This is a genomic window from Stenotrophomonas thermophila (assembly GCF_001499715.1).
In the GTDB taxonomy this organism is placed as follows: Bacteria; Pseudomonadota; Gammaproteobacteria; order Xanthomonadales; family Xanthomonadaceae; genus Stenotrophomonas; species Stenotrophomonas hibiscicola.
Genome location: NZ_CVIW01000062.1, coordinates 47,537 through 73,439, shown reverse-complemented (window position 1 = coordinate 73,439; position 25,903 = coordinate 47,537). Strand labels below are relative to the sequence as shown.

General features: G+C 65.1%; 22 protein-coding genes. 6 read left to right on the top strand and 16 right to left on the bottom strand.

The features are described 5' to 3' along the window. The 15 genes from BN1263_RS18145 to dnaA all read right to left on the bottom strand — a co-directional run bounded on the left by BN1263_RS18145 (position 1) and on the right by dnaA (position 16,897). Positions 1-1,092, bottom strand: coding sequence for a PA0069 family radical SAM protein (locus tag BN1263_RS18145; protein WP_058983158.1), 1,092 nt, complete (start codon positions 1,090-1,092; stop codon positions 1-3). Between the two features lie 143 nt (positions 1,093-1,235). Next, a complete protein-coding gene (locus BN1263_RS18140; protein ID WP_058983156.1) occupies positions 1,236-1,979 on the bottom strand; it encodes a pyridoxine 5'-phosphate synthase in 744 nt (247 codons plus the stop codon). Positions 1,980-1,988: 9 nt separating this feature from the next. Further along, complete coding sequence (locus BN1263_RS18135) at positions 1,989-2,258, bottom strand: hypothetical protein (protein WP_019658804.1); 270 nt, start codon at positions 2,256-2,258, stop codon at positions 1,989-1,991. A gap of 40 nt (positions 2,259-2,298) precedes the next feature. Continuing rightward, a complete protein-coding gene (cls, locus tag BN1263_RS18130) occupies positions 2,299-3,759 on the bottom strand; it encodes a cardiolipin synthase (protein ID WP_058983273.1) in 1,461 nt (486 codons plus the stop codon). 101 nt (positions 3,760-3,860) lie between these two features. Continuing rightward, positions 3,861-4,274, bottom strand: a complete 414-nt coding sequence (locus BN1263_RS18125) for an ExbD/TolR family protein (protein WP_005411740.1) — start codon at positions 4,272-4,274, stop codon at positions 3,861-3,863. A gap of 3 nt (positions 4,275-4,277) precedes the next feature. Continuing rightward, positions 4,278-4,703, bottom strand: coding sequence for an ExbD/TolR family protein (locus tag BN1263_RS18120; protein WP_005411739.1), 426 nt, complete (start codon positions 4,701-4,703; stop codon positions 4,278-4,280). 62 nt (positions 4,704-4,765) lie between these two features. Continuing rightward, positions 4,766-5,527, bottom strand: a complete 762-nt coding sequence (exbB, locus tag BN1263_RS18115; RefSeq protein WP_004132614.1) for a TonB-system energizer ExbB — start codon at positions 5,525-5,527, stop codon at positions 4,766-4,768. Positions 5,528-5,620: 93 nt separating this feature from the next. Next, positions 5,621-6,289, bottom strand: coding sequence for an energy transducer TonB (locus BN1263_RS18110; RefSeq protein ID WP_005421199.1), 669 nt, complete (start codon positions 6,287-6,289; stop codon positions 5,621-5,623). 143 nt (positions 6,290-6,432) lie between these two features. Continuing rightward, entirely contained in the window at positions 6,433-7,620 is a 1,188-nt protein-coding gene (locus tag BN1263_RS18105) for a tetratricopeptide repeat protein (protein WP_058983155.1), read from the bottom strand. Between the two features lie 132 nt (positions 7,621-7,752). Continuing rightward, positions 7,753-8,559 (bottom strand): M48 family metallopeptidase, encoded by an 807-nt coding sequence (locus BN1263_RS18100; RefSeq protein WP_058983152.1) that lies wholly within the window; start codon positions 8,557-8,559, stop codon positions 7,753-7,755. Positions 8,560-8,630: 71 nt separating this feature from the next. Beyond that, positions 8,631-9,476: a CPBP family intramembrane glutamic endopeptidase gene (locus BN1263_RS18095; protein ID WP_021204594.1), complete on the bottom strand. Its 846-nt coding sequence runs from the start codon at positions 9,474-9,476 to the stop codon at positions 8,631-8,633. Between the two features lie 67 nt (positions 9,477-9,543). Further along, positions 9,544-12,003: a DNA topoisomerase (ATP-hydrolyzing) subunit B gene (gene gyrB / locus BN1263_RS18090; RefSeq protein ID WP_058983151.1), complete on the bottom strand. Its 2,460-nt coding sequence runs from the start codon at positions 12,001-12,003 to the stop codon at positions 9,544-9,546. A 112-nt stretch (positions 12,004-12,115) separates the two neighbouring features. Then, positions 12,116-13,210, bottom strand: coding sequence for a DNA replication/repair protein RecF (gene recF / locus BN1263_RS18085; RefSeq protein ID WP_058983149.1), 1,095 nt, complete (start codon positions 13,208-13,210; stop codon positions 12,116-12,118). Positions 13,211-14,189: 979 nt separating this feature from the next. Next, positions 14,190-15,290: a DNA polymerase III subunit beta gene (gene dnaN, locus BN1263_RS18080; RefSeq protein ID WP_058983147.1), complete on the bottom strand. Its 1,101-nt coding sequence runs from the start codon at positions 15,288-15,290 to the stop codon at positions 14,190-14,192. Positions 15,291-15,565: 275 nt separating this feature from the next. Further along, positions 15,566-16,897, bottom strand: coding sequence for a chromosomal replication initiator protein DnaA (dnaA, locus tag BN1263_RS18075; protein WP_058983145.1), 1,332 nt, complete (start codon positions 16,895-16,897; stop codon positions 15,566-15,568). A gap of 255 nt (positions 16,898-17,152) precedes the next feature. On the opposite strand from dnaA, the gene rpmH reads away from it, so the two are divergent. From rpmH to BN1263_RS18045, 6 genes are all read left to right on the top strand, one after another. Next, a complete protein-coding gene (gene rpmH, locus BN1263_RS18070; RefSeq protein WP_005411729.1) occupies positions 17,153-17,293 on the top strand; it encodes a 50S ribosomal protein L34 in 141 nt (46 codons plus the stop codon). A gap of 5 nt (positions 17,294-17,298) precedes the next feature. Beyond that, positions 17,299-17,793: a ribonuclease P protein component gene (rnpA, locus tag BN1263_RS18065; RefSeq protein ID WP_021203275.1), complete on the top strand. Its 495-nt coding sequence runs from the start codon at positions 17,299-17,301 to the stop codon at positions 17,791-17,793. Beyond that, positions 17,793-19,508 (top strand): membrane protein insertase YidC, encoded by a 1,716-nt coding sequence (gene yidC, locus BN1263_RS18060; protein ID WP_021203276.1) that lies wholly within the window; start codon positions 17,793-17,795, stop codon positions 19,506-19,508. Before rnpA ends, yidC begins: the two co-directional genes overlap by 1 nt. A 177-nt stretch (positions 19,509-19,685) precedes the next feature. After that, a complete protein-coding gene (locus BN1263_RS18055) occupies positions 19,686-22,358 on the top strand; it encodes a polysaccharide deacetylase family protein (RefSeq protein ID WP_058983143.1) in 2,673 nt (890 codons plus the stop codon). A gap of 3 nt (positions 22,359-22,361) precedes the next feature. After that, entirely contained in the window at positions 22,362-23,711 is a 1,350-nt protein-coding gene (mnmE, locus tag BN1263_RS18050) for a tRNA uridine-5-carboxymethylaminomethyl(34) synthesis GTPase MnmE (protein ID WP_058983141.1), read from the top strand. 137 nt (positions 23,712-23,848) lie between these two features. Beyond that, the gene (locus tag BN1263_RS18045) at positions 23,849-24,955 is read left to right on the top strand and encodes a glycerophosphodiester phosphodiesterase (RefSeq protein ID WP_058983139.1); all 1,107 of its coding nucleotides are present in this window, start codon (positions 23,849-23,851) and stop codon (positions 24,953-24,955) included. A 94-nt stretch (positions 24,956-25,049) separates the two neighbouring features. Here the strand turns inward: BN1263_RS18045 and BN1263_RS18040 are convergent, their stop codons facing one another. Continuing rightward, on the bottom strand, positions 25,050-25,820 hold the full coding sequence (locus tag BN1263_RS18040; RefSeq protein WP_058983138.1) for a rhomboid family intramembrane serine protease: 771 nt from the start codon (positions 25,818-25,820) through the stop codon (positions 25,050-25,052). Positions 25,821-25,903 lie beyond the last annotated feature (83 nt).

Sequence of the window (25,903 nt, the reverse complement as noted above, 5' to 3'; positions counted from 1 at the left end):
CTAGAACAGACTGCCCTGCGGTGACTCTTTCTTCGGCGGCAACGGCTTCTGGAACCGGCTGCAATCCAGCTTCGGCCAATGGCTGTTCTGCGCATTGAAGCCCAGCCGCTTGCGTGCCAGCTTGAAGCGGTTGCTCAACAATTCCGCATACACACCCTGGCCACGCATGCGGGTACCGAACTGGCTGTCGTAGTCCTTGCCGCCGCGCAGCTGCTGGATGGTGCTCATCACGTGCGCGGCGCGATCGGGATGGTGCGTATCCAGCCAGTCGCGGAACAGCGGCGCCACTTCCAGTGGCAGGCGCAGCAGCACGTAGCCTGCGGTGCTCGCACCTGCGTCGCGTGCGGCTTCCAGCACGGCTTCCAGCTCGCTGTCGTTGATCCACGGAATCACCGGCGCCACCATCACCCCGACCGGAATGCCGGCTTCATGCAGCCGCTTCATCGCACGCAGCCGTGCGTGCGGTGCCGATGCGCGCGGTTCCAGCTTCGCGGAGAGATGCGGGTCCAGCGAGGTCACCGAGAAATGCACGCTGACCAGGTTCTCCGCCGCCAGCGGTGCGAGCAGATCAATGTCACGCTCGACCAGCGCGTTCTTGGTGATCAGCGAGAACGGATGCTTGGTTTCCAGCATCACTTCGATCAGCTGGCGAGTCAGTTTGAACTTGCGCTCGATCGGCTGGTACGCATCGGTGTTGATGCCCAGCGCGATCGGCTGCGGCACGTAACCCGGCTTCGACAGTTCCTTGCGCAGCAATTGTGGTGCATTGGTCTTGGCGAACAGCTTGGTTTCGAAGTCCAGGCCCGGCGACAGGTTCAGATAGGCATGAGAGGGTCGCGCGAAGCAGTAGGAACACCCATGCTCGCAACCGCGGTACGGGTTCACCGATTGGCTGAAACCGACATCCGGCGAGGTGTTGCGGGTGATGATGCTGCGTGCGGTTTCGGCGCGCACTTCGGTGCGCAGGCGCGGCGTGAGGAATTCCTCGCTCTCGTCCACCGCCCAGCCGTCGTCCACCGCCTCGCTGACGGTGCTCTCAAAGCGCCCGGCAAGGTGGGACGTGGAACCTCTGCCCTTGATCGCGATACCCATTGTGGCAGGGTACGCCGGGGCTGTCTCAATGGCTGCGACGCCGTCTGAAGGGTTCAGCGGGATGCTGAGCCGGGCGTGGGCTCGGCTCTACAAGGCACCCGTATCACCGTAGAGCCGAGCCCATGCTCGGCTGCACCCCTCGGTCACAGCAGCGCCAGGTACCCCCGCACCGTGGCGTCCAACCCGTCATACAGCGCCTCGCCGATCAGCGCGTGGCCGATGGACACCTCCAGCACGCCCGGCACATGGGCCAGGAAATCGCGCAGGTTGTCCTGCGACAGGTCGTGGCCGGCGTTGACGCCCAAGCCCACCGCCTGCGCCCGCCGCGCCGCAGTGGCGAACAGTTCCAGCATCGCCGCAGCGTCGCCAGCCGCGTGCGCTTCGGCGTAGGGGCCGGTATACAGCTCGACACGATCTGCACCGACTTCGGCCGCCTGCTCCAGCAGTGGGTTGCCAGCATCGACGAACAGGCTGACCCGGCAGCCCATCGCCTTCAGTTCGGCGATCAGTGGTCGCAGCCGCTCGGCATCCCGCTCGAAGTCGAAGCCATGGTCGGAGGTGATCTGTCCATCGCCATCCGGCACCAGCGTCGCCTGCGCCGGGCAGGTCTGCGCGCACAGCGGCAGCAGGCCTGGGTAGCCCTCGCGCGGCGGCGCGAACGGGTTGCCTTCGATGTTGAATTCCACGCCACGCGCACGGGTCAACGTGGACAGCGCCAACACGTCCTCGGCGGTGATGTGGCGGCGGTCCGGTCGCGGATGCACGGTGATGCCATGCGCGCCCGCATCCAGGCAGGCCTGGGCGGCACGCACCACGTCCGGTTCGGCACCACCGCGCGAATTGCGCAGGACGGCGATCTTGTTGACGTTGACGCTGAGCTGGGTCATGGAACGGGACTACTTGGAAAGAGGGGATGGATCGTGGTCGATGGGGTCTTCATCACGGCGGGCCTGGGCCTGCTCACGCAGGCGGCGCAGTTCTTCGGCATCGACCAGCGTGGACGGATCGCGCTGCAGATCACCGAAGCGGGCCACGTAGCGGCCACGTACCCAGGCCAGCAGGAAGGCGAGGGCGGCCAGCAGGCACAGGCTCATCAGCCCGGCGCTGGGAGTCTTCAGCGCGAAGGCGAAACAGCCCAGCGCCAGCAGCAGGTACAACCAGTACATAGTCGGGCTCCCCGGGTGATCGGCGCAGTGTAGCGCTGCGTCAGAGCAGCGGCGAGGCCAGCCGGGCGAAGGCTTCCGGCAGGCGGTGCAGCCACAGCGAGCGGCCGGCCTGGTCGTGCACCCGCGTGGAACGGTCGAATTCGCCCTGCAGCAGTTCGGCCAGGGCAGCCACCCGGTCACGGTCGCTGATCATCATCGACAGCTCGAAGTTGAGCCGGAAGCTGCGGTGATCGAAGTTGGCGCTGCCGACGATGCAGACATCATCATCGGCGATGAAGGCCTTGGTATGCAGCATGCGTGGGCCGTACTCGTAGATCTTCACCCCTGCGTGCAACAGTTCATCGAAGTAGGAGCGGGCGGCCTGGGTCACGAACCAGGAATCGCTCATCTTCGGTACCAGCAAGCGCACATCCAAGCCGCCGAGTGCAGCCGAGGTCAGCGCCATCCGCGCCGCTTCACCCGGCACGAAATACGGTGTGACCAGCCACACGCGCTCGTGCGCTTCCTGGATCGCCGCCACATGCAGGCGATGGATCGTTTCCCAGCCCGAGTCCGGGCCGGAGACCAGCACCTGGGCGTTGATCGCACCGTCACCGCGCAGCGGCATGTCGGCTGGCCACAGGCGGGCGATGTCCATGCGCGAGGGATCCTGCCCGCTGGCGTAGAGCCAGTCCTCGGCAAATACCAGCTGCAGGCTGCGCACTACATGGCCGCGGATGCGCATGTGCAGGTCGCGGTAGGCATCCGCCCTGCGGCTTTCATCCTCGTCGTCGGTGATGTTGATGCCACCAGTGAACGCCAGCCGGCCGTCGACGATCACCAGCTTGCGATGGGTACGCAGGTTCAACCAGGGGCGCTTGAACGGCTTCAGCAGCTGCCGTGGGTGGAACCAGATCGCTTCACCACCGGCGTCGAGCAGCGGCTGCAGGAAGCGGCGCGGCAGGGCGGAAGAGCCCACGGCGTCGAGCAGCAGGCGAACCTGCACGCCGGCCCGTGCGCGTTCCACCAGCGCGTCACGCAGGGCGGTGCCGGCATGGTCCGGGTTGAAGATGTAGTACTCCAGATGCACGTGGTCGCGTGCCTGTGCGACGGCCTCAAGCAGCGCCGCGTAGGTCGCCGCGCCGTCCACCAGCCATGTCACTTCGGTGGCGCTGCTCGGCGCAAGCCCGGTCGTGGCCTGGGCGATCTTGGCCAACTCGGTGCAGTCGGCGTCGGGTGGGCAGACGTCGCTGTAGTGCTCCATGCCCGACCGCGCGCGGCCACGGCGCAGACGCTGCCGCTTCACCTTCTGCGGGCCCAGCAGGTAGTAGATGAACAAGCCGAGGTAGGGCAGCAGCGCCAACGACAGGATCCAGCTCAGCGTGGCGACCGGCTCACGCTTCTGCAGCATGATCCAGCCGGTCAGCGCGAGCAGGTACAGCAGGTAGGCCACCGCCAGGATCGAGCCAAGGTGGGCGATGCCGTCGAGCCAATGACGCAGGGAGTCGAAGAGGGCGAGCATCCGCCGATCATAGCGGTCCAGGCCGGCAGGCATAAAAAAAACGCCCCTGTCTCCAGGGGCGTCTGCAGTCGCGTCATGACTGTTGTGTTGCGGTGTAGCGATTACTGCTGCACAAAACCGATCTTCTTCATCTGAGCGTTCTTCGCAGCGGCCAGAACCTTGGCCATCACGTCGTACTCGGAATCAGGGCTGGCGTCGATGCGCAGTTCCGGCTGGTTGGTCGGGTCACGCTGGACCTCCTGCTCCATCCGCTGCTGCAGCTCACTGGTATTGATCGGGCTGTTGTTCCACGAGACCTGGTTGCTGGCGTCGATCTTCAGTTCGATCGGCGGCGGCGGTTCGACCAGCTGCGGCGGTGGGTTGAGCACGCGCTGCGGCAGGTCCACGGCGATCGGGTACGTCATGATCGGCGCGGTCACGATGAAGATGATCAGCAGAACCAGCATCACGTCCACGAGGGGCGTGACGTTGATGTCTGCCATGGGGCCCTTGCCACCACCACTACTGAATGCCATGGCTTATTGCCCCTTTTCTTTGGTCGCGACGAAGCCGACGTCAAGCATGCCCTGCTCCTGCGCGACCTTGGTCAGGTCGTTGATGACACGCATCTTGGTGGTGCGGTCACCACGCAGGTTCAGCGGCGGCTGCGGGGTCTGCTGGGCGGCGGTCGCCAAGCGCGACTCGAGAGTCTGCTTGTTGATTTCTTCGTCGTTCCAGTAGATCGAGCCGTCTTCCTTGACTGCCAGGGTGATCGGTCCGGAACGCTTTTCAGCGTCTTCCGGCTTCTGGATCAGGTTGGCTTCCGGCAGATCCACCTTGACCTTGTGGGACATCAGGGGCGCCGTGATGATGAAGATGATCAGCAGCACCAGCATCACGTCCACGAGGGGCGTAACGTTGATGTCGGCCATGGGGCCGCCGCTGTTACCACTACTGAAAGCCATAACGGGCTCCGTCTAGATCTTGGTGACTACTTACGTTCGTCGCTGGGTGACGCGCGCCGCAATCAGCGGACGCGCGAGCCGGTGGCGAAGAAGTCGTGCAGGTCGTGCGCGAAGGTATCGAACTTGCTGATGGTCGCGCTGTTGATCTTGCTGAAGAAGTTGAAGGCGAACACGGCCGGGATCGCGACGAACAGACCGATCGCGGTCATGATCAGCGCTTCACCCACCGGGCCGGCAACGGCGTCGATCGAAGCGGAGCCGGTGGCACCGATCTTGATCAGCGCGCCGTAGATGCCCCACACGGTACCCAGCAGACCGACGAACGGAGCGGTTGCACCGACGGTGGCCAGCAGGGTCATGCCCGACTGCAGCTTGTTGCTTTCGCGGGTCACGGCCTGACGCAGGGCGCGGTCGACGAACTCCGAACGGCTCAGGTTCTCACCCACGCCGCCGGTGGCGCCGCCTTCAGCGCGCTGGTGGTGGGCAGCCGCCTGGGCAGCGTCCAGGGCGATCTTCGAGAACGGCTCGGAAGCCGGCTGTTCTTCCATCGCACGGATGGCGTCCTGCGCGTTCGGGGTGTCCCAGAACAGGCTGACGACGCGATCGGCGGCGCTCTTCAGGCGGGTAGCACGGAAGATGTTGATGACGGTCCAGTACCAGGACATGGCCGACATGACGACCAGGGTCAGCAGCACGACCCAGGAAACCGCGAAATCACCCGGCTTGGTGGTCATTTCGTGGATCAGGTGCTCGAAGCCCATCTGCGACAGGGCGTTGGACGGATTGCCCCCGGCAGCAGCGGCGATGAAAATTTCCTGCAGCATGACGCTTACCTTTGTTGTGTGTGGTGATAAAGGGTGTAGCTAAGCTAAACAATCGAACCGGGAGCGGGGGTGGCCGGCGGCCACCCGGGCGCATCAGTTCAGCGCAAAGTTGACCGGAACGCGAACGCGACCTGCCGTCTTCTTACCGCCTGCTTCAGCGGCGTTGAAGCGCCACTTGCGAGCCGCTTCCATCGCAGCACGGTCCAGGTCGCGGTTACGGCTGGACTTTTCCACCGTGACATTGGTGACGTTGCCGCTGGCATCGACATCAATGATCAGGATCACTTCGCCCTGGATACCTGCGCGGAAGGCTGCCGGCGGGTAGCGCGGCGGATTCATGGCCTTCGACGAGATGTCCACGCTGGCCTCGATCGAGGTCGGCGGTGCCGGCGGCGCCGGAGGCGACGGCGGGGTGACGATATCGTTCGGGCGCGGCTCCGGCACGTCGACAACCGGCGCCTGCGGCGGCGGCGGTACGGGCGACGGCTTCGGCGGCGACAGATTCTTCACCGGCGGTGGCGGAGTATCCTGCGGCGGCGGCGGCGGCGGCGGCGGTGGGGGCGGCGGCGGCGCGTCGACGATGGTCACCATGACGTTGCGCTCCTTCTCCGCAACGGCCTTAGGAGCCACGGCGGGAATGAGGAGCATCATGAAGGCGGCCAGATGCAGGGCAATTACAAACGCGATGCCGACGATGCGAGGCCAGCTCAGCCCCTTGTCATCGGGTTGTTCGTACCGGTGAACGACTAGTTGTTCCGTCATGCGCCAAGAGCTCAATAGTGGGGCCGGGATGCCGGGGGCGGAATCCCTGATCAGCGGTGCATGACACCGCAGGAACCTCCAAGCTTATACCAATCCTGAGCGCCTGCGCATCAACTGTGCAGGCATTCAGGCGTTATTCCTACTTACTTCAGGTTGATGATTTTTTTGGCATCAGCCTGGTTCTTCACGCCCTTCGCCAGCGCCTGCTGGGCGGCCTGCTTGGCCTCGGGGACGCGACCTTCGGCATGCAGGACGCGTGCCAGGTTCAGGTAGGTCTCACCGTCCTTGGACAGCGGGGCAGCCTTCTGCCACGCATCGATCGCCTGCGGCACCTGGTCGGAGTAGTAGTAGGACTGGGCCAGCGCCAGGTAGACCTGGTAATCCGGCTTCAGGATGCCCTTCTGCAACCCTTCGTTGATGACCGCGATGACGTCCTTTTCCTTGTGTTCGGTGTTGGCATAGATCGAGTACAGCTGCTTGTACTCGCGCTCTTCGGTGAGCTGGCCGCTGCTGCGCAGCTTGTCCATCACCGCGGCGGCCTTTTCCATCTGGTCGGCCTGCATGTACATGCTGGCCAGATTCAGCTGGGCTTTCTTGTCGTTCGGGTTCTTGGCGGCCAGAGCCTCGGCTTCCTTCACCGCTTCGCCGGACTGGCCGGCTTCGGCGAGGGCCGCCATCAGCAGCTGGTTCCAGTTGTCCTTCGGTTCGGTGGCACCGGCGATGGCCTGCTTCAGCACCGGGATCGCTTCCTGGTAGCGCTCCAGCTGGTACAGCGCCTGGCCCTTGGCGATCAGCTCTTCCGGCTTGGTCGACTTGCTCTCGGCGAAGTACTTGTCCAGGGTCGCCAGGCCTTCGGCGGTCTGGTCTTCCTGCAGCTGCAACTGGCCCAGCATCAGCATGGACTGGAAGTGGCCGTTGTTGTCCAGGCCGTTGAACTGCAGGACCTGCTTCAGGTAGGCAATGGCAGCCGGGGTGTCGTCGGTCTGGTAGGCAGCCTGCGACGCCAGCTGCGCGGCCAGCGACTTGTCATACTCGTTCGCGGCGCTGTCAGCCAGGATCGCGTCGGCCTGCGTGCGCGTCTCCGGGAACTTTTCCTTGTTGTAGCTGTCAATCATTTTCTGAAGCTTGCTGCCCAGCTTGGCCGATGCCTTGACGGTCGGCTCCTGGCGGGTCGCGTTGGGGTACAGCGCTTCGGCCTTGGCCTGCTTGCCGCCGCGGTTGCCACGCTCGGAGGAACGCGAGGATTGCGCGAAGGCATCAGTGACCACGGCGCCGGTCAGGGCGGTCGCGACGAGGACGGAAAGCACAGCTTTGTGGTTACGGAAAATCATCGTTCACCTCGATCGAACCGCCGGATAGCGGCAAAGTCGGACTGTCAGAAAAATCTGAGCCGCCAAACGTATCAGAAACAGATGGCGTGAGAAATCGTTTTATGTGCTGCAATACAGCATAGAACTGCGCACTCATCCGCACTTTGGCCGCAGCCCGGCGGCCTGCGCCTGCTGGTAGACCGGCGTCAGCCCCGGCGCATCGCGCCGCAGTTCCTGGATGCGGTTGGCCGGATCAGGGTGGGTGGACAGCCACTGCGGGCTGCGGCCACCACTGGCAGCCATCATGTTCTGCCACAAATCGACCGCCTGCCCCGGGTTGAAGCCGGCCTGGGCCATCAGTCGCTGGCCGATTACGTCGGCCTCACTCTCCTGGGTGCGCGAGCCGGGCAGCAGGAAGGCCGCCTGCGCGCCCATTCCGCCAAGCTGGTTGACCGTGCTGGCGGCACCTTCACCGTACGCCGCACCGGCCAACGCACCGAGCACCGCCAGTCCGGTCTGTGCGCCCATCTGGCGGGTGATGCGCTCTTCGTGGTGACGGGCAATGACATGCCCGATTTCATGGCCGATTACGGCAGCCAGCTGATCCTGGTTCTTGGCGACGGTGAAGATGCCGGTGTTCACGCCAACCTTACCACCGGGCAGGGCAAAGGCGTTGGGCTCCTTGTCGACGAACACGGCCGTCTCCCACCGTACGCCACGGTATTGAGGCGGCAGCTGCGCGACCAGAGCGTTGACCACGCACTGCACATAACCGTTCTGGCGGCCGTCGGTGCTGATCTTTTCCTTCTGCTTGGTTTCGGCGAACGCCTGTGCGCCGAGCTGGTCCAGCTGTGCCTGCGACACACCGCCCACCATCTGCCGGCGGCCGGTAGGGGAGGTCGTGGTCGCGCAGGCGCTGACCAGGGTGGTGATGACAAGGGCCAGCAGCAGTTGTTTCATGGGTCCACCCCCGTGTTCATATGCGCAGTGTGTAGCGTAGCGGCTTAATCTTTCGTCAAGCGGACACGGCGTTACGTTGCCCCGAAAAACACAAGCGCGGCAAGCGCCACGCCGTTGTTCAGGGCGTGCGCGGTGATCGCGGCCCAGAGCGTGCCGGTGCGCTGGTACAACCAGCAGAACGCGGCGCCCATGCCGCCATAGACCAGCCACAGCTGTGCGATTTCGGCCGGGCCGTTTGCACTGGTGCCAGGGATTTCATGGATCAGGGCGAAAGCAAGGCTGCTCAGTACAACACCCAGCCACGGGCGCCCCGCCTTCCACAGGCGTCCAAACAGCACGCGGCGGAACAGGAGTTCCTCGTAGGCCGGTGCCAGTACCACCGCGAACAGCATCAGGAACAACGGGAAGCGCGCGATCGCGCTCTGCATCAGCGCCAGGTTGGTGGGGACCGGTTCGATGCCGAACTGCTTGGCCAGGAAGGCGATACCGTTGCTGCCCAGCACGATCAGGGTCGCCACCAGCAGGGTCCAGCCCCAGGTGGAGGGGCGGCGCAGTGCCTGGCGCGACGCATGACGTTCGGCGGCGTTGGCCGGCCGTCGCCAGAAGTACAGCAGCAGCGCGGCGCCGCCGGTGGCAAACAGCGCCATGAGAATCTGCGCAAGTGCGCCGGGCTGGCCCAATGACGCGGCCACCGAACTGGCGTCGGGTGCGCCAGCGCCGGCCTGCGCGGTCGCGTAACCGACCACCACGCCACGGTACAGGCCCCACAGCACGCCGCTGATCAGGCTCAGGCCGAACAACGTGACAGCGGCGATGCCCAGGTCGATGAAGAACCCCGCCAACGGCGAAACCGCACGCGGCGCCACAGAAGACGGCGGGACCGGGGGCGGAGCGGAAACCGGGGCGGATGCGGACATCAGGTACCTGCGTTCAAGAGTCGAAAGCCGGCGCGCCTCCCCGCGCGCCGGCCGTGTCCGGATTGTGTCAGATATCCAGGTTTGCGACCTTCAGCGCATTGTCTTCGATGAAGTCGCGACGCGGTTCGACGACATCGCCCATCAGCGTGCTGAAGATCTGGTCGGCAGCGACAGCGTCTTCGATGCGCACCTGCAGCAGTCGGCGGGTCTCCGGATTCACCGTGGTGTCCCACAGCTGCTCCGGATTCATTTCACCCAGGCCCTTGAATCGCTGGATCTGGCGGCCGCGCTTGGCCTCCTCGAGCAGCCAGTTCTGTGCCTTGGCAAAGCTGTCCACTTCGATCGACTTGGCGCCGCGGGAAATGGTGGCGCCTTCGCGGATCAGGCCGTGCAGCAGCTTCGAGGCCTGATGGATCGCGCGCAGTTCGCCGCTTTCAAACGCCGACATCGGCAGCGCCTGGACGTGCTGTTCGCCCATGTGGCGACGGGTCACCAGCACAGCGGCCGGGCGCTCGTCGTTGGCTTCCTGCAGTTCCAGCGTAAAACGCGGGCTGCCCAGGCTGCCCTGGTTGAGCCGCTTGGCAAGTGCATCCAGCCCTTCGCCTTCACCCGCACTGCGCAGGCTCTCCAGGTCCATCGGCACGAAATCGACCAGCGCTTCAAGCAGGTTGCGGTCGTAACGATGTGCGTTGCGCTCGATCGAATCCAGCGCGGCCGCGTAGGCCAGAAGCAGCTTCTCCAGCGCAAGGCCTTCGATGCCCGGTTCGCCGGTGGCCGGCACCAGCGTGGCGTTTTCCACCGCGCTGCTGGCCAGGTAACTGTCCAGCGCCGGGTCGTCCTTCAGGTACAGCTCCTGCTTGCCCTGCTTGATCTTGTACAGCGGCGGCAGGCCGATGTAGACGTAACCGCGCTCGATCAGTTCCGGCATCTGACGGTAGAAGAACGTCAGCAGCAGGGTGCGGATGTGAGCGCCGTCGACGTCGGCGTCGGTCATGATGATGATCTTGTGGTAACGCAGCTTGTCCGGGTTGTACTCGTCGCGGCCGATGCCGGTGCCCAGCGCGGTGATCAGCGTACCGACCTGGTCGGAGGACAGCATGCGGTCGAAACGCGCGCGTTCCACGTTGAGGATCTTGCCGCGCAGCGGCAGCACTGCCTGGTTCTTGCGGTTGCGGCCCTGCTTGGCCGAACCACCTGCCGAGTCACCCTCGACGATGAACAGTTCGGACAGCGCCGGATCCTTTTCCTGGCAGTCGGCCAGCTTGCCCGGCAGGCCGGCGATATCCAGCGCGCCCTTGCGGCGGGTCAGGTCGCGCGCCTTGCGCGCGGCTTCACGCGCGCGCGCGGCGTCGACGATCTTGCCGGCGATCGCCTTGGCTTCGTTGGGGTTTTCCTGCAGGAACTCTTCCAGGCGCGCACCAAAGGCGTTTTCCACCGCCGGACGCACATCGGAACTGACCAGTTTTTCCTTGGTCTGGCTGGAGAAGCTCGGGTCCGGCACCTTCACCGACAGCACCGCGATCATGCCTTCGCGCATGTCGTCGCCGGTCAGGTTGATCTTGGCCTGCTTGGCGATGCCGTTCTGCTCGATGTAGTTGTTGAGCACGCGGGTCAACGCACCGCGGAAACCGGCCAGGTGGGTACCGCCGTCCTTCTGCGGAATGTTGTTGGTGAAGCAGTACATCGTCTCCTGGTAGGAGTCGGTCCACTGCAGCGCTACCTCCACGACGATGCCGTTGTGCTCGCCGGTGACCGAGATGACGTTCGGATGCAGCGGGGTCTTCAGCTGGGCCAGATGCTCCACGAAGCTGCGGATGCCGCCTTCGTAGTGGAAATCATCGCGACGGCCGTCACCGCGCTCGTCGGCAAGGACGATCTTGACGCCGGAGTTCAGGAACGACAGCTCGCGCAGGCGACGGGCCAGGATGTCGTAGTGGAATTCCACGTTGTCGTGGAAGGCGACGGTCGACGGCCAGAAGCGCACCGTGGTGCCGCGCTTGGTGGTGGTTTCCAGCTTGGCCAGCGCGGTCACGGCGGCGCCGTTGCTGAACTCCTGCTGGTAGTGGAAGCCGTTCTGGAACACATCCACCACCAGCTTCTGCGACAGCGCGTTGACCACGCTGACGCCGACGCCGTGCAGGCCGCCGGAAACCTTGTAGCTGTTGTCGTCGAACTTGCCGCCTGCGTGCAGGACCGTCATCACCACTTCGGCAGCGGACACTTCGCGACCAAGCTTGGCGCTCATCTGCTCGTGCTTGCCGGTCGGAATGCCGCGGCCGTTGTCGGACACGGAGACCGAGCCATCGGCGTGGATGGTCACTGCAACGTGGTCGGCGTGGCCGGCCAGCGCCTCGTCGATCGAGTTGTCGACCACCTCGAACACCATGTGGTGCAGACCGGTACCGTCATGCACGTCACCGATGTACATGCCGGGACGCTTGCGGACAGCCTCCAGGCCTTCCAGGGCCGTAATGCTGTTGGCGTCGTAGTTGCCGTTGTTTGCCGGGGTGTTCTGTTCGTCGCTCATTGCGCTTGCCGTAGGCTCCGCAGGTCGGCCACCGCGTGGAGCGGTGTGCCGAGAATGAAAGGATTCCAACCCGAATTATACCAGCCGGGGTCGTGCGGCCCTGGTGCGCCCACTATGGCACAGCCATGATCTGTGCATGTTCCACGTGGAACCGGGCGATGTGGGTCAGCGCCTGCAATGCCGCCGGAGTTTCGGTGGCGGTGATGAAGATCTGTGCCGGGCCATTGAGCAGGCGCTCCAATACCCGCGCCTGGTGAGTGCGATCCAGTTCCGAAGCCAGATCATCCAGCGCGATCACCGGCCACTCGCCGCGCTGCTCTGCGTAGTCCTCGGCCTGTGCCAGCAGGCACGCCAATGCCGTCAGCTTGGCCTGGCCGCGAGAGAGCGCGTCACGACCGGGAATGCTGTGGAAATCCACGCTCCAATCGGCCCGGTGCGGCCCGACCGAGGTGTAACCGGCCTGGCGATCACGTTCCCGTGCCAGAAGCAGGGCATCGGCCAGAGGAAGCTCATGCCGACGCCACCCCGCACTGAGTTCCAGGCCCTGGATGCCGAGCTGCGGCGCCAGGCTGGCAGCCAGCGCCACGGTGCGCTGCTGCAAGCGCTCCAGGTAGTGCTGGCGGCGGCTGGTCAGCGGTTCTCCGGCCTCGGCCAGCTCGTGATCCCAGGTATCGAGCATCCGCGACGGCCCGCCCTGCTTGAGCAGGGCGTTGCGCTGCTTCAGCGCCCGGGAGTAGCGGCGCCACAAGGCCAGAAAATCCGGTTCCACGTGGAACAAGCCCCAATCGAGGAAGCGGCGGCGGGGTTCGCCACCACCACTGACCAGTGCATGGCTCCCGGGTTCGAACGTCACCACGGCCAGTGCTGCGCAGAGATTGCCCAGCTGCGCGACATCTTCCCCGTCCAATCGCCCCTTCCAGTCCTGGCCACTGTGGCGCAACCCGGCCTTCCGGCGGTGCGGCGGGTGGTTGGCGCGTTGTTCGTCCCATTCGACGAAGATTTCCAGGGCTTCCTGGCCCTGGCGCACCAGACCATCGCGTACCCGGCCTCGGAAGCTCCGCCCATACGCCATCAGATGCAGGGCTTCGAGCACGCTGGTCTTGCCGGCACCGTTGTCACCGGTCAGCAGGTTCAATCCCGGCTGGGGCGACAGGTCCACCGCACTGAAGCGACGCAGTTGATGCAAGGCGAGGCGGCGGATCTGCATGGGGCGCGAAAGACCATCCGCACGAGGCGGTAGAGGGGCAGGGAATCCATCAGCTTACTGCATCGGTCAAGCCGGGCGCGGTGGCAGGCCGGTCGAGCCGAAGGTGCAGCTTCTGCACCCAACGATGGACGCGTTCCACGTGGAATGCGGATGACGCGCTCGCACGTTCCGGGCTGCAAAGGCCCGAAATTTCTTCAAATCTGCGCGAGGTTCCAGCGTCCAGGCCCTCGGATTTCGCCGATTTCGCGAGCACTCCAGGGCCACCCGCTGGACACCTCGCGGGTGGCTCCGGCGGATGACCCCGCCGATTCCTTCAAATCTGCGATCCGATGCCTTGGAGGGTTCCACAGATTTCAAAAAATTCAGGACGCTCGTTCCACGCTGTCCACAGCAGGGATGTATGACTTATACACAAGGTATGGGCAATCTGTGGATAAAAAAGCCCTTTTGTTAAGCGCTCAAAACTATCCACAGGTTCCCCCCCAGCCCGAGAACCGTCTATACAGGGGGTTTCAGACTTATAAATCCTTTTAAAAACAAATAGATAATACATTTTTCCACGAAATCTGGCTCTACCATCACCACCACGCTTTAGATTTATACCCAGATTTAGAAGCTAGGACTTCCCCAAATTGCCCCCGAGCCGGTCTGTGGACAGTGCCGTTTGCAGAAGCGGAGGACCTCCTCCAGGAAGAGGATCTGCTGCTTCCAGCAGTGAAGATCAGGACAGCGAAGTGGGATATGCGAAGAACTCGCTGCCAGAACCCCAAAAACATGGAGCCCGACGAGCACTGCAAGGCGACCCCCCAGGGTCCTGAATCCTGAGTTGCTTCGAGCAAGCGAGATCGAGTTGGTCTGAAGCCAAGCAGGGCGCGTCCGGACTTTCTCCGATCTGTTTCGACAATGCTCCACGTGGAACATAAAAAAACGCCCGGGAGGTCCCGGGCGCTTCTGGGTTCCACGTGAAACAGCGTTTCCGTCAGAGACGCAGCGGCATCACCACGTGGCGCGACTTCTCGCTGCTGGACTCACGCACCAGCGCCGAGGAGTTGGAGTCGCGCAGTTGGACGATCACTTCCTCGTCGCGCAGGGCGGAGAGGGCATCCAGCAGGTAGTTCACGTTGAAGCCGATGGCCAGATCGCTGACCGTGGTGTCGGCCTCGATCTCTTCCTGGGCTTCTTCCTGTTCCGGATTGTGCGCGCTGATCTTCAGGTTGCCCGGCGAGACTTCCACGCGAATGCCGCGGTATTTCTCGTTGGACAGGATCGCAGCGCGCTGCAGCGAGGCACGCAGTGCTTCACGATCAACCTTCACTTCGCGGTCGGCGCCGATCGGGATCACCGCTTCGTAGTCCGGGAAACGGCCATCGATCAGCTTCGAAGTGAAGGTGACATCGTCGCGCTTGACGCGGACGTGGCTACGGCCAACTTCCAGCTCGATCTCGCGATCGCCGCTTTCCAGCAGGCGCTGCAGCTCGGTCACGCCCTTGCGCGGCACGATGATCTGGCGCTTGGAACCGCTGGGCTTGGCCAGGTCGGTTTCGCAAAGGGCCAGGCGATGACCGTCGGTGGCGACGGTGCGCAGCGCATCGCCGCGCAGGTCGAACAGCAGGCCGTTGAGGTAGTAGCGCACGTCCTGCTGGGCCATCGCGAACGCGGTGCGCTCGATCAGCTCCTTCAGGGTTGCTTCGCCGATGGCCACGCGCTCGGTGGCTTCCACCTCGTCCACCGACGGGAAGTCATTGGACGGCAGGGTGGCCAGGGTGAAGCGGCTGCGACCGGCCTGCACGGTGATCTTGTCACCGGTCTGCGAGACGGTGATCCGGCTGCCGTCGGGCAGGGCGCGGATGATCTCGAACAGTTTGCGGGCGGGAATGGTGGTTTCGCCGTCCTGGGCATCTTCAACCGCGATCCGCGACACCATCTCCACTTCCAGGTCGGTACCGGTCAGCGACAGCTGGCCGTTCTGCACCTGGACCAGGAAATTGGCCAGAACCGGAAGGGTCTGGCGGCGTTCGACCACGTTGACGACCTGTGCCAACGGCTTGAGAAAGGCTTCGCGCTGCAGTGTGAAACGCATGTGGTTCCGTGCCCCTATGCTTTAAAAAATGTGGAATAAATCAAAAGCTTGGTGGTGCTGGTAGAGACAGAATCGCTGGAAAACAACGCTAAGTCTTTGTAAATAAAAGAGTTTCTGGCCTCGAAACCCTCTGTATTACCGACCCCCAGAGGGTGGGGAAAGCTGTGGATAACTCCGGCGCGATTTCAAACGCCATTTTTATCCACAACGTGTCCCGCGCTTGCTACCGGATTCTGCACCGTTTTGTGCGATGACGCCTCATCGGCATCCGTGCATCATTCGCTCAGCTTCCGGATCAGCTTGTCCCAGTCCTCGCGAAGCTTGCCGTCGGTTTCCATCAGGGTCCGGATCTGGCGGCAGGCATGCAGCACCGTGGTGTGATCGCGACCGGCAAAGGCGTCGCCGATCTCGGGCAGGCTGTGCTCGGTCAGCTCCTTGGTCAGGGCCATGGCGACCTGGCGCGGGCGGGCCAGCGAGCGGGTCCGACGCTTCGACAGCAGATCCTTGATCTGCAGGCCGTAGTAGTCGGCAACGGTTTTCTGGATGTTGGGAATGCTGATCGCCTGCTGCTGGGCGCGCAGCAGGTCGCGCAGGGTTTCCTGGGCGAATTCGGTGGTGATCGCGCGGCCGGTGAAGTTGGCGCGAGCGGTCAGGGTATTGAGCGCACCTTCGAGGTCGCGCACGTTGGAGCGCATCTTCTTGGCGATCAGGAACGCAACATCATCGGGAATCTCAGCGCCACGTTCGCGCGCCTTGGCCAGCACGATCGCGGCGCGGGTCTCGAAGTCGGGCGGTTCGATCGCGACCGACAGGCCCCAGGCAAGCCGCGACTTCAGGCGCGCTTCCAGGCCTTCGACCTCGCGCGGATAGCGGTCGCAGGTCAGGATGATCTGCTGCTTGCCATCGAACAACGCGTTGAAGGTGTGGAAGAACTCTTCCTGGGTGCGGTCCTTGCCGGCGAAGAACTGGATGTCATCGATAAGCAGCGCGTCGACCTGCTGGAACTGGCGCTTGAACTGATCCATGGTCTTTTCCTGCAGGGCCCGGATCATCGCGCTGAAGAACTGTTCCGAACGCAGGTACAGCACCTTCGCGCCCGGATTGGCCTGGCGCATGGCGTTGCCGGCGGCGAACATCAGGTGGGTCTTGCCCAGGCCGGTGCCTCCGTACAGCAGCAGCGGGTTGTGCGCGCGGTCGCCCGGCTTCTGCGCTGCCTGGAAGGCGGCGGCCAGGCCCAGCTGGTTGCTGCGGCCTTCGACGAAGTTGGCGAAGGTGTAGTGATTGTCCAGATTGCCGGCAAACGGCACCTGCGGTTCGCTGGACACAGGCGCCGACGGCGTGGAAACCGGCGCGTTCTGCGTCTCCACAGGGCGCGGGCGCGAGCCGATTTCAAGAAAAACGTCGCTGAAACCGGCGAAGTGAGCCAGCAGTTCGCGGATCCGGGCCAGGTACAGCTCGCGGACCTGGTCGACGATGAAGGCATTGGGTGCATACAGCACCAGGCTGTCCACGCGCAGATCGGCCTGCAGCGGCTTCAACCAGGTATGAACGTCTTCGGGCGGGAACTCCGCTTCGAGGCGCTCGAGACTACGGGACCAGGCATCCATCAGCAATAATCGTCCGGTGGCCGGTGCATGGACGCGACAAGGCGCCCAGACACAGGCCGGAAAGGGGGGAAATGGATGGCTCAGACTACCACCGAGCGCCCGCCTTCGGAATGCTTGTCCCCTACTTATTCACAAAAACATCCACAGCTATTGCACAGCCCGGTGAATTCGCGTAGTCCCCAGGGGTTGACGTGAGGGGGGAGACCTCTCTAGAATTTCCGGTTCTTTCCGTCCCATTCATACGAGAGGCCCCCAATGGCCACGAAGCGCACCTACCAGCCCAGCAACCTCAAGCGTAAGCGCGACCACGGCTTCCGTGCCCGTATGAAGACCGCTGACGGCCGCAAGATCCTGTCGCGTCGCCGCGCCAAGGGCCGCAAAGTCCTGAGCGCCTGATTGCCATGCCGCACATCGCGGCAGACGCAATCCCTTCGACAGTGAATACTGCAGACCCGCGCAAGCGATTCCCTCGCTCTGCGCGGGTTCGCACGCGTGCCGAATATTCAACGGTCTTCAACGGCGCCCGCCGTGTGTCCGATCCGCTGATGACCCTGCACTGGCTGCCGGCTGACCGGCCGGCCAGGCTGGGTCTGGCGGTTTCCCGCAAGGTTGATCCGAACGCCGTCGGGCGTAACCGGATCAAGCGCGTCCTACGCGACATCCTGCGTCAGACACGTACCGACATCCAGCCAGGCGACTTTGTCGTCGTGGCTCGTAGTGCTGCGCGTTCCGCCAGCAACGACGAGATCCGCCAGGCCTTCCTGCGCCTGCTGCGTCGCCTGCGTGCATTGCCCACGCCGGGCGTGGACGGCACAATGCCGCCGCCTGATGGCATCGCAACTCCTTCTTTGACCGAGCCGGCATCGCGTCCCGGCCCCGCCGAGCCTGTCCGCTGATGAACCAGACCCGCGTATTCCTCATTTTTGCCTGGCTGATGGTGGCCGTGCTGCTGTGGATGGAGTGGAGCCGTGAAAAGGCTGCCCCGACCCCGGCACCGACGACCACGTCGGCCCCGGCCGCTGCACAGAGTGTCCCGGGCGCGAACCCCGGTGCCATCCCCAGCGCCCAGGTGCCGGGCGCCCCCGGCCAGGCCGCCGCACAGGCCCAGGCCAGCGCTACCCCGGCCAGCCAGCGCGTGACGGTCACCACCGACGTGCTGCGCCTGGTGCTCGACGGCGGCCGCGTGCTCGACGCCGAGCTGCTGCAGTTCCCGCAGACCAAGGACGAAGGCAGTCCGCCGGTCCGCCTGCTGACCGAAGACCCCGCCCACCCGTACAGCGCGATCAGTGGCTGGGCCAGCGAAGACAAGAACACCCCGGTTCCCGGCGCCGACGGCTTCAAGCTGGTGGGTGACACCACCGACTTCGTGCTGGCCAAGGGCCAGAACGAACTGCAGATCCCGTTCGTGTGGACCGCCGACAACGGCGTGACCATCAAGCGCACCCTGACCGTCTCGCGCAACGAGTACGCCGTGCGCTTCAAGGACGAAGTCAGCAACGCCGGCACCGCGCCGTGGAACGGCTACGTCTACCGCACCCTGGACCGCACCCCGACCATCCTGTCGCGGAGCATGACCAACCCGGATTCCTTCAGCTTCAACGGTGCCACCTGGTACGATAATGACAAGAAGTACCAGCGTCGTGCGTTCAAGGACTACCTGGAAGACGGCACGCTGAACCAGAACATCACCGGCGGCTGGCTGGCGATGCTGCAGCACCACTTCTTCACCGCCTGGATCCCGCAGAAGGACCAGACCGCACACTACGTGCTCTCGCAGGTGGCCGGTCGTGACCTGATCGAAGCGCGTGGCCCGGCCTTCACCGTGGCGCCGGGCCAGTCGACCAGCACCGAAGCCCGCCTGTGGGTCGGCCCGAAGCTGGTCAACCTGATCGCCAAGGAAGATGTGCCGGGCCTGGACCGCGTGGTCGACTACAGCCGCTTCTCGATGATGGCGGTGATCGGCCAGGGCCTGTTCTGGGTGCTCAACCAGGTGCACAAGCTGGTCGGCAACTGGGGCTGGGCGATCGTCGGGCTGGTGGTGCTGCTGAAGCTGGTGCTGTACCCGCTGTCGGCAACCCAGTACAAGAGCGGCGCCAAGATGCGTCGTTTCCAGCCGCGCATCGCGCAGCTGAAGGAACGCTATGGCGATGACCGCCAGAAGTTCCAGACCGCGATGATGGAGCTGTACAAGAAGGAAAAGATCAATCCGATGGGCGGCTGCCTGCCGATCCTCATCCAGATGCCGATCTTCTTCGCCCTGTACTGGGTGCTGGTGGAATCGGTCGAACTTCGCCAGGCGCCTTGGTTCGGCTGGATCCAGGACCTGACCGCACGCGACCCGTACTTCATCCTGCCGGTCATCAACGTGGCGGTGATGTGGTTCACCCAGAAGCTGACCCCGGCACCGGGCATGGACCCGATGCAGCAGAAGATGATGCAGTTCATGCCGCTGGTGTTCGGCGTCATGATGGCCTTCATGCCGTCCGGCCTGGTCCTGTACTGGGTGGTCAACGGCGGCCTGGGCCTGCTGCAGCAGTGGTGGATGACCAAGCGCCATGGGGGGGAGCCGGTCCCGGCCACCACCGCTCCGGCGCCGGTCAAGAAGAAGTAATCCCGACCGCAGGTCACCTGCTTTGTAGAGTCGACTGTTAGTCGACTGGCGGACGAGCAGTCGACTAACAGTCGACTCTGCCGCTTCGATCGACGCGAGAAGCCCGCCGCAAGGCGGGCTTTTCGCATGCGGCGGTAGAATCGCCGGCACATCGTCCCTCCCGCCCTCGAGTCCGCCATGCCGCGTGCGTCGTCGTTCCGCCTGTTCCTGCCCCCGCTGTTGTTGACCCTGGTCGTTGCCGGTTGTGGCGACAAGGATGCGAAGGCGCCGGCGACCACCGTCACCCAGGCGAGCGCGCAGGCCGCGGCCGCCGCCGATCCCGCGGCCGCACCGATGCTGGCGGCCCTGCAGAAACAGCTCGACGGTTACCGCCGGATCATCGTGCTGCTGGCAGACGAGGAACAGCAGTCGGCCGCCGACCGCGGCACCTCCACGCGTGTGGGCCAGCAGCTGTTCCACGATGGCCTGGAACAGCGCACGGCGATCGCCGCGCAGTTCGACACCCTGCTGCGCGGCTCCAGCCCGCAGCGCTTCGCCACCCTCGGCACCGTGCTGGACTACATCGAGTCGGCGCCGGAACTGTTCGACGCCGACCGCCTGGCCTTCCGCGAAGTACTGCGTGATCTGCATGAGCGGATCAGCACCGATTCCTCGCTGCCGGCGGTGAAGCTGCACCAGCGCATCGGCGAGGACCTGGAGGCGCTCGATGAGATCGAGCGCAACTACAACCAGGAACTGACCCGCATCTTCAGCCGCTTCGAGCGCACCCGCGCCATCGAGCTGAAGCGCGAGAAGTGGGAGGACTACATCGCCCACCTGCACAAGGACTACAGCCGCGAAGCGATCCTGCGCGACTACGGCGTGATCGAGCCGTACCCGATGTCGATGAAGGACAGCGACCGCGAGATCTTCGGCCGCGACCTGCCGGCCAAGACCGTGGTGCTGACTTTCGACGACGGTCCGCACAAGGCCTATACCGATGAAGTGGTGGCCATCCTCAAGCGCTATGACGTGCCGGGTGTCTTCTTCGAAGTGGGCCGCAACCTGGGCAAGGTCGAGGCCGACGGCAAGGTCAGCCTCGGCCCGATGGCGAAGATCAGCCGCAACCTGATGGAAGAAGGCTATGCGGTCGGCAACCACAGCCTGACCCACGCCCAACTGTCGCGCACCACCGGTGACGCGCTGCGCCAGCAGGTGCTCGACACCGACACGCTGCTGAGGGATGTCGACAGCAAGCGCGCGCCGCTGTTCCGCTTCCCGTACGGCGCGCGCAACGCCGAAGGCCTGCAGCTGCTCAACGAGGCCGGACTGAAGTCGATCATGTGGAACATCGATTCGATGGACTGGGCCGACCCGGTGCCGGAATCGATCGTGCAGCGCGTGCTGGACCAGGTGAACAAGGAACAGCGCGGCATCATCCTGTTCCACGACATCCACGATCGTGCAGTGAAGGCACTGCCGCAGATCCTCGACCGGCTGATCGCCGATGGCTACCAGTTCGCCGGCTGGAACGGCCGCGACTTCACTGTCGCCCGTGCGCGAAAGGGCGATACCGGTGCCGCGACCGTCACCACCGGCTACGAGAAGTCGTGGGCGATCGTGGTCGGCATCGACAACTACGCCAAGTGGCCGAAGCTGGAATACGCCAGCCACGACGCGCAGGCGGTGGCCGATACCCTGACCGGGCAGTTCGGCTTCCCGTCCTCGCAGGTGATCGTGCTGAAGAACGAGCAGGCGACCCGCAACAACATCCTCGCGGCCTTCCACGATCGCCTGGCCGATGACCGCACCGGCAGGAACGACCGCGTGTTCGTGTTCTTCGCCGGCCATGGCGCGACCCGCCAGCTCGCTTCCGGGCGCGACCTGGGCTACATCATTCCGGTCGATTCGGACCCGAAGGAACTCGCCACCGACGCCATCGCGATGACCGACATCCAGAACATTGCCGAGAGCATGCAGGCCAAGCATGTGATGTTCGTGATGGATGCCTGCTACAGCGGCCTGGGCCTGACCCGCGGTGGGCCGTCGTCGTCGTCGTTCCTGCGCGAGAACGCGCGTCGCAGCGCGCGGCAGATGCTGACCGCCGGTGGTGCCGACCAGCAGGTAGCTGATGCTGGCCCCAACGGCCATTCGGTGTTCACCTGGGTGCTGCTGCAGGCGCTGGCCGGCAAGGGCGACCTCAACGGCGACGGCCTGATCACCGGTACCGAGCTGGCCGCCTACGTGGCGCCGGCCGTATCGGCGGTCTCGCACCAGACCCCGGCCTTCGGCAGCCTGCCCGGTTCGCAGGGCGGCGAGTTCGTGTTCCAGGTGCCGGACAGCCAGGAATTCCTCAACGCCGATACGCGCCAGCTGACCGCCGATGCGATCGCGCTGAACAACAAGGTTGAAGCCGCCAGCGAAGCCAAGGGCAGCCAGGCGCCGGTGACGGTGGCCGACCTGCAGGGCGGCAAGGCCAAGCTGGTGGTGCCCACTGCGGGCCCGGCGTCGGATCGCCAGCGCGCGCAGCAGGCCAATGACCGCGGCCTGCAGCTGTACCGCGAGAAGCAGTACGACGAGGCGGTGGCGCAGTTCACCGAGGCACTGAAGCTGCGTCCGGACTTCGCCCAGGCCGCCAACAACCTCGGCTTCGTCTACTACCGCCAGCAGCGCTATGCCGAAGCGGCGCGCTGGCTGGAGAACACGCTGAAGATCGACCCCTCGCGTGCAGTGGCCTATCTCAACCTGGGTGATGCCTACTTCAACGCCGGCGACAAGGCCAAGGCCAAGCAGGCCTACACCACCTACCTAGCCTTGCAGCCGCAGGGCAGTGGCGCGGCACAGGCGCGCGCACAGCTGGAGAAGCTCTGAGCCATGAACGACGCGATCCGCACCGACACCATCGTCGCCATCGCCAGTGCCCCTGGCGCCGGCGGTGTCGGCCTGCTGCGCCTGTCCGGCCCGCGTGCTGCGGCCATCGCCAATGCACTGGGTGCACCTGCACTGCGTCCGCGCCACGCGCACTACGCGCGCCTGCGTGATGCCGAAGGCGAGGTCATCGACGATGGCATCGTGCTGTGGTTCCCGGCACCGAACAGCTTCACCGGCGAGGAAGTGGTGGAACTGCAGGGCCACGGCAGCCCGGTGCTGCTGCAGCAGCTGGTCGCGCGCTGCATCGCGCTCGGCGCGCGCCAGGCGCGGCCGGGTGAGTTCAGTGAACGGGCATTCCTCAACGGCAAGCTCGACCTGGCCCAGGCCGAGGCCATCGCCGACCTGATCGCCGCGGGCGACAACCGTGCCGCGCGCGCGGCACGTCGCTCGCTGGATGGCGTGTTCTCGCGCCGCATCGACGCCGTGGTCGAGCAGCTGGTGCTGCTGCGCATCCACGTGGAAGCGGCCATCGACTTCGCTGACGAACCGCTGGATACGCTCGGTGGCGCGCAGGTGCGGTGTGGGCTGGAACAGGCGCGCAGCGATCTGGCCCTGCTGCGCCGCGATGCCGAACGCGGCCGTCGCCTGCGCGATGGCCTGCATGCGGTGCTGATCGGTCCGCCGAACGCCGGCAAGAGCTCATTGCTCAACGCGCTGGCCGGCAGCGAACGCGCCATCGTCACCGACATCGCCGGTACCACCCGCGACACCCTGCGCGAGACCATCCGCCTGGACGGCCTGGAGCTGACCCTGGTCGACACCGCCGGCCTGCGCGACGGCGGTGACGCCATCGAACGCGAAGGCATGCGCCGCGCCCACGTGGAAATCGAGCGCACCGACCTGGCGCTGATCGTGCTGGATGCGCGCGATCCGGCGGCCGGCGAAGCGGCGCTGGGCGAGGCCGTGGCGGCGGTGCCGCACAAGGTCTACATCCACAACAAGTCGGACCTGCTGGATGCGCTGCCGATGCTGGACGACCCGGACCGTGTGTTCGTCTCGGCTGCGACCGGTGCCGGCCTGGAGGATCTGCACGCGCGCCTGCGCTTGATCGCTTCGGCCGGGGCAGGGGAGCAGGCGGATGGCGAGTTCTCCGCGCGCACGCGGCATGTGGATGCAATCGAGCGTGCGCAGGAGCACGCGCAGCGCGCCGATGGCGAGCTGGCGCAGGAGCACCTGGAACTGGCCGCCGAAGAGCTGCGGCTGGCGCATGACGCGCTGGGCGAGATCACCGGGCAGATGAGTGCGGATGATCTGCTGGGAAGGATCTTCTCCAGTTTCTGCATCGGCAAGTAACTGTAGAGCCGAGCCCATGCTCGGCTGCTCTACCCGTCAGCCGAGCATGGGCTCGGCTCTACAGGTGCAGGCTTCCCCCACCTGTCACATTGCCGCCGCATACTGACGCCCATCACATACCGCTTGGGGAAGTCGCAGTGAAGTCGTGGGGTTGTGCGTTGCTGTTGTCGCTGGCCGTGGCACCATCGGTGGCCATGAGTGCTGAATCCTCCACCCCGGCCGCGCCCAAGGTGTCGGTCTATGGCCATCGCGGGGCAAGCGCGTTGCTGCCCGAGCACACCCTGGCCGCCTATGCCCAGGCCATCGCCGATGGCGCCGACTACATCGAACCGGACCTGGTCATGACCAGGGATGGAGTGATGGTGGCTCGCCACGAGAACGAGATCAGCGGCACCACTGATGTGGCCTCGCATCCGGAGTTCGCCAGCCGCCGCACCAGCAAGGTCATCGACGGGCAGAAGGTCGACGGCTGGTTCACCGAAGACTTCACCCTGGCCGAGCTGAAGACCCTGTACGCACGCGAGCGCCTGCCGGAGCTGCGCAGCTCCGCCTATGACGGGCAGTTCCGCATCGCCAGCCTGGATGAGATCCTGGCCTTCCTGGTTCAGCAGGCCGGGCGTGCCAACCGTGGCATCGGCCTGGTGCCGGAGATCAAGCACCCGACCTACTTCCAGTCGATCGGCCTGCCGATGGAAGACAAGCTGCTGGCCGCGCTGCGCGGCAACGCCTATACCAACGTCGGCCCGGTCACCATCCAGTCGTTCGAGACCGCCAACCTGCGCTACCTGCGCGGCAAGATCCCGCGCGGCAGCAACATCCGCCTGCTGCAGCTGCTGTGGAAGGGCGACACCCAGCCGGCCGACATCGCCAAGGCCGGTGGCAAGCTTACCTACGCGCAGATGATGGCCCCGGCAGGACTGAAGGACATCGCCAGCTACGCCGACAGCATCGGCCCGGAACTGCGCTCGATCATTCCGCTGGACGCCAACGGCGCGCTGAGCACTCCGACCACGCTGGTACAGGCCGCACATGCAGTGGGGCTGATGGTGATTCCGTACACCTTCCGTCCGGAGAACCACTTCCAGGCCAGCAACCTGCGCAAGGGCGCCGACACCGCGCGCAATCCCGAAGGTTCGATTGCCGAGATGCACGCCTATCTGGCGACCGGCATCGATGCGTTCTTCACCGATGATCCGGCGCTGGGCCGGCAGGCGGTGGATGGCATGGGCGCGGCGGGGAACTGATTCTCCCGGTAGTGCCGGCCGCTGGCCGGCAACCTCATGAACCTTCGGTGGGAATTCCCGGGTTGCCGGCCACCGGCCGGCACTACCCCACCTCTCAACCGCGCGGTTCGTCCGGCCGGCGGAACGGAATCACCACGTAGTCCTGGCCCTCGCGCGGCTGCCACAGCACCGGCACGCGCTGCGGTGACGGCGGCTCCAGCTCGTCGTCGGCCAGCGGTTCGGCCTCGTCTTCTTCGTCTTCCCAGCTGTAGCGCGGGCGCGGCGGCAGCGGGTCGGCATTGCGGAACAGCAGCGCGGCGATGATGCCGGCGAAGGCGCCGCCCATGTGCGACTGCCAGGACACGCCGTCGGCATGCGGCAGGATGGTCATCAGCATGCCGCCGTAGAACAGCATGCCGATCAGGCCGGTGGCGATGGCGGTGCGGTCGCGGCGCAGCAGGCCCAGGCTGGCCAGCAGGAACATCAGGCCGTGGGTCACGCCGCTGGCGCCCAGGTGCACGCTGCCCGGATTGCCCAGCATCCACGCGCCGATGCCCGAGCCCAGCCACAGCAGGGGCAGGGCGCGTACGGTTGCTTTCGGGTAGACACTTCCAGCCAGCGTGCCCAGGATCAGGATCGCGATGCTGTTGGCGGCGATGTGCTCGACCGAGGCATGCAGCATCGGGCCGCCGATCAGGCCAAGCAGGCCCTTGGCTTCCAGCGGCGCGACCGCCCAGGGCCGCCAGTCGAAGGTGCCCTGCAGGGCGAACACGGCCACCAGCACCAGCACGGCGGCCAGGCTGACATTGAACGCCCGCAGGATGCGCGAGCGGTCATTGCGGGGGGCCGGTACGTCGCCGGCGGGCAGGGGCGCGTTGTTGTCCATACCTCAGCAATGGCGGTGACTGGCGCGAAACCAAGGCCACCGCAACGGGAGAGTGGGTGCGGCCGACGGGACAATCCCTCCGG

Coding starts and splice junctions, on each gene's coding strand:
- BN1263_RS18145 (WP_058983158.1), bottom strand. CDS start 1,092: ATGGGTATCGCGATCAAGGGCAGAGGTTCCACGTCCCACCTTGCCGGG.
- BN1263_RS18140 (WP_058983156.1), bottom strand. CDS start 1,979: ATGACCCAGCTCAGCGTCAACGTCAACAAGATCGCCGTCCTGCGCAAT.
- BN1263_RS18135 (WP_019658804.1), bottom strand. CDS start 2,258: ATGTACTGGTTGTACCTGCTGCTGGCGCTGGGCTGTTTCGCCTTCGCG.
- cls (WP_058983273.1), bottom strand. CDS start 3,759: ATGCTCGCCCTCTTCGACTCCCTGCGTCATTGGCTCGACGGCATCGCC.
- BN1263_RS18125 (WP_005411740.1), bottom strand. CDS start 4,274: ATGGCATTCAGTAGTGGTGGTGGCAAGGGCCCCATGGCAGACATCAAC.
- BN1263_RS18120 (WP_005411739.1), bottom strand. CDS start 4,703: ATGGCTTTCAGTAGTGGTAACAGCGGCGGCCCCATGGCCGACATCAAC.
- exbB (WP_004132614.1), bottom strand. CDS start 5,527: ATGCTGCAGGAAATTTTCATCGCCGCTGCTGCCGGGGGCAATCCGTCC.
- BN1263_RS18110 (WP_005421199.1), bottom strand. CDS start 6,289: ATGACGGAACAACTAGTCGTTCACCGGTACGAACAACCCGATGACAAG.
- BN1263_RS18105 (WP_058983155.1), bottom strand. CDS start 7,620: ATGATTTTCCGTAACCACAAAGCTGTGCTTTCCGTCCTCGTCGCGACC.
- BN1263_RS18100 (WP_058983152.1), bottom strand. CDS start 8,559: ATGAAACAACTGCTGCTGGCCCTTGTCATCACCACCCTGGTCAGCGCC.
- BN1263_RS18095 (WP_021204594.1), bottom strand. CDS start 9,476: ATGTCCGCATCCGCCCCGGTTTCCGCTCCGCCCCCGGTCCCGCCGTCT.
- gyrB (WP_058983151.1), bottom strand. CDS start 12,003: ATGAGCGACGAACAGAACACCCCGGCAAACAACGGCAACTACGACGCC.
- recF (WP_058983149.1), bottom strand. CDS start 13,210: ATGCAGATCCGCCGCCTCGCCTTGCATCAACTGCGTCGCTTCAGTGCG.
- dnaN (WP_058983147.1), bottom strand. CDS start 15,290: ATGCGTTTCACACTGCAGCGCGAAGCCTTTCTCAAGCCGTTGGCACAG.
- dnaA (WP_058983145.1), bottom strand. CDS start 16,897: ATGGATGCCTGGTCCCGTAGTCTCGAGCGCCTCGAAGCGGAGTTCCCG.
- rpmH (WP_005411729.1), top strand. CDS start 17,153: ATGGCCACGAAGCGCACCTACCAGCCCAGCAACCTCAAGCGTAAGCGC.
- rnpA (WP_021203275.1), top strand. CDS start 17,299: ATGCCGCACATCGCGGCAGACGCAATCCCTTCGACAGTGAATACTGCA.
- yidC (WP_021203276.1), top strand. CDS start 17,793: ATGAACCAGACCCGCGTATTCCTCATTTTTGCCTGGCTGATGGTGGCC.
- BN1263_RS18055 (WP_058983143.1), top strand. CDS start 19,686: ATGCCGCGTGCGTCGTCGTTCCGCCTGTTCCTGCCCCCGCTGTTGTTG.
- mnmE (WP_058983141.1), top strand. CDS start 22,362: ATGAACGACGCGATCCGCACCGACACCATCGTCGCCATCGCCAGTGCC.
- BN1263_RS18040 (WP_058983138.1), bottom strand. CDS start 25,820: ATGGACAACAACGCGCCCCTGCCCGCCGGCGACGTACCGGCCCCCCGC.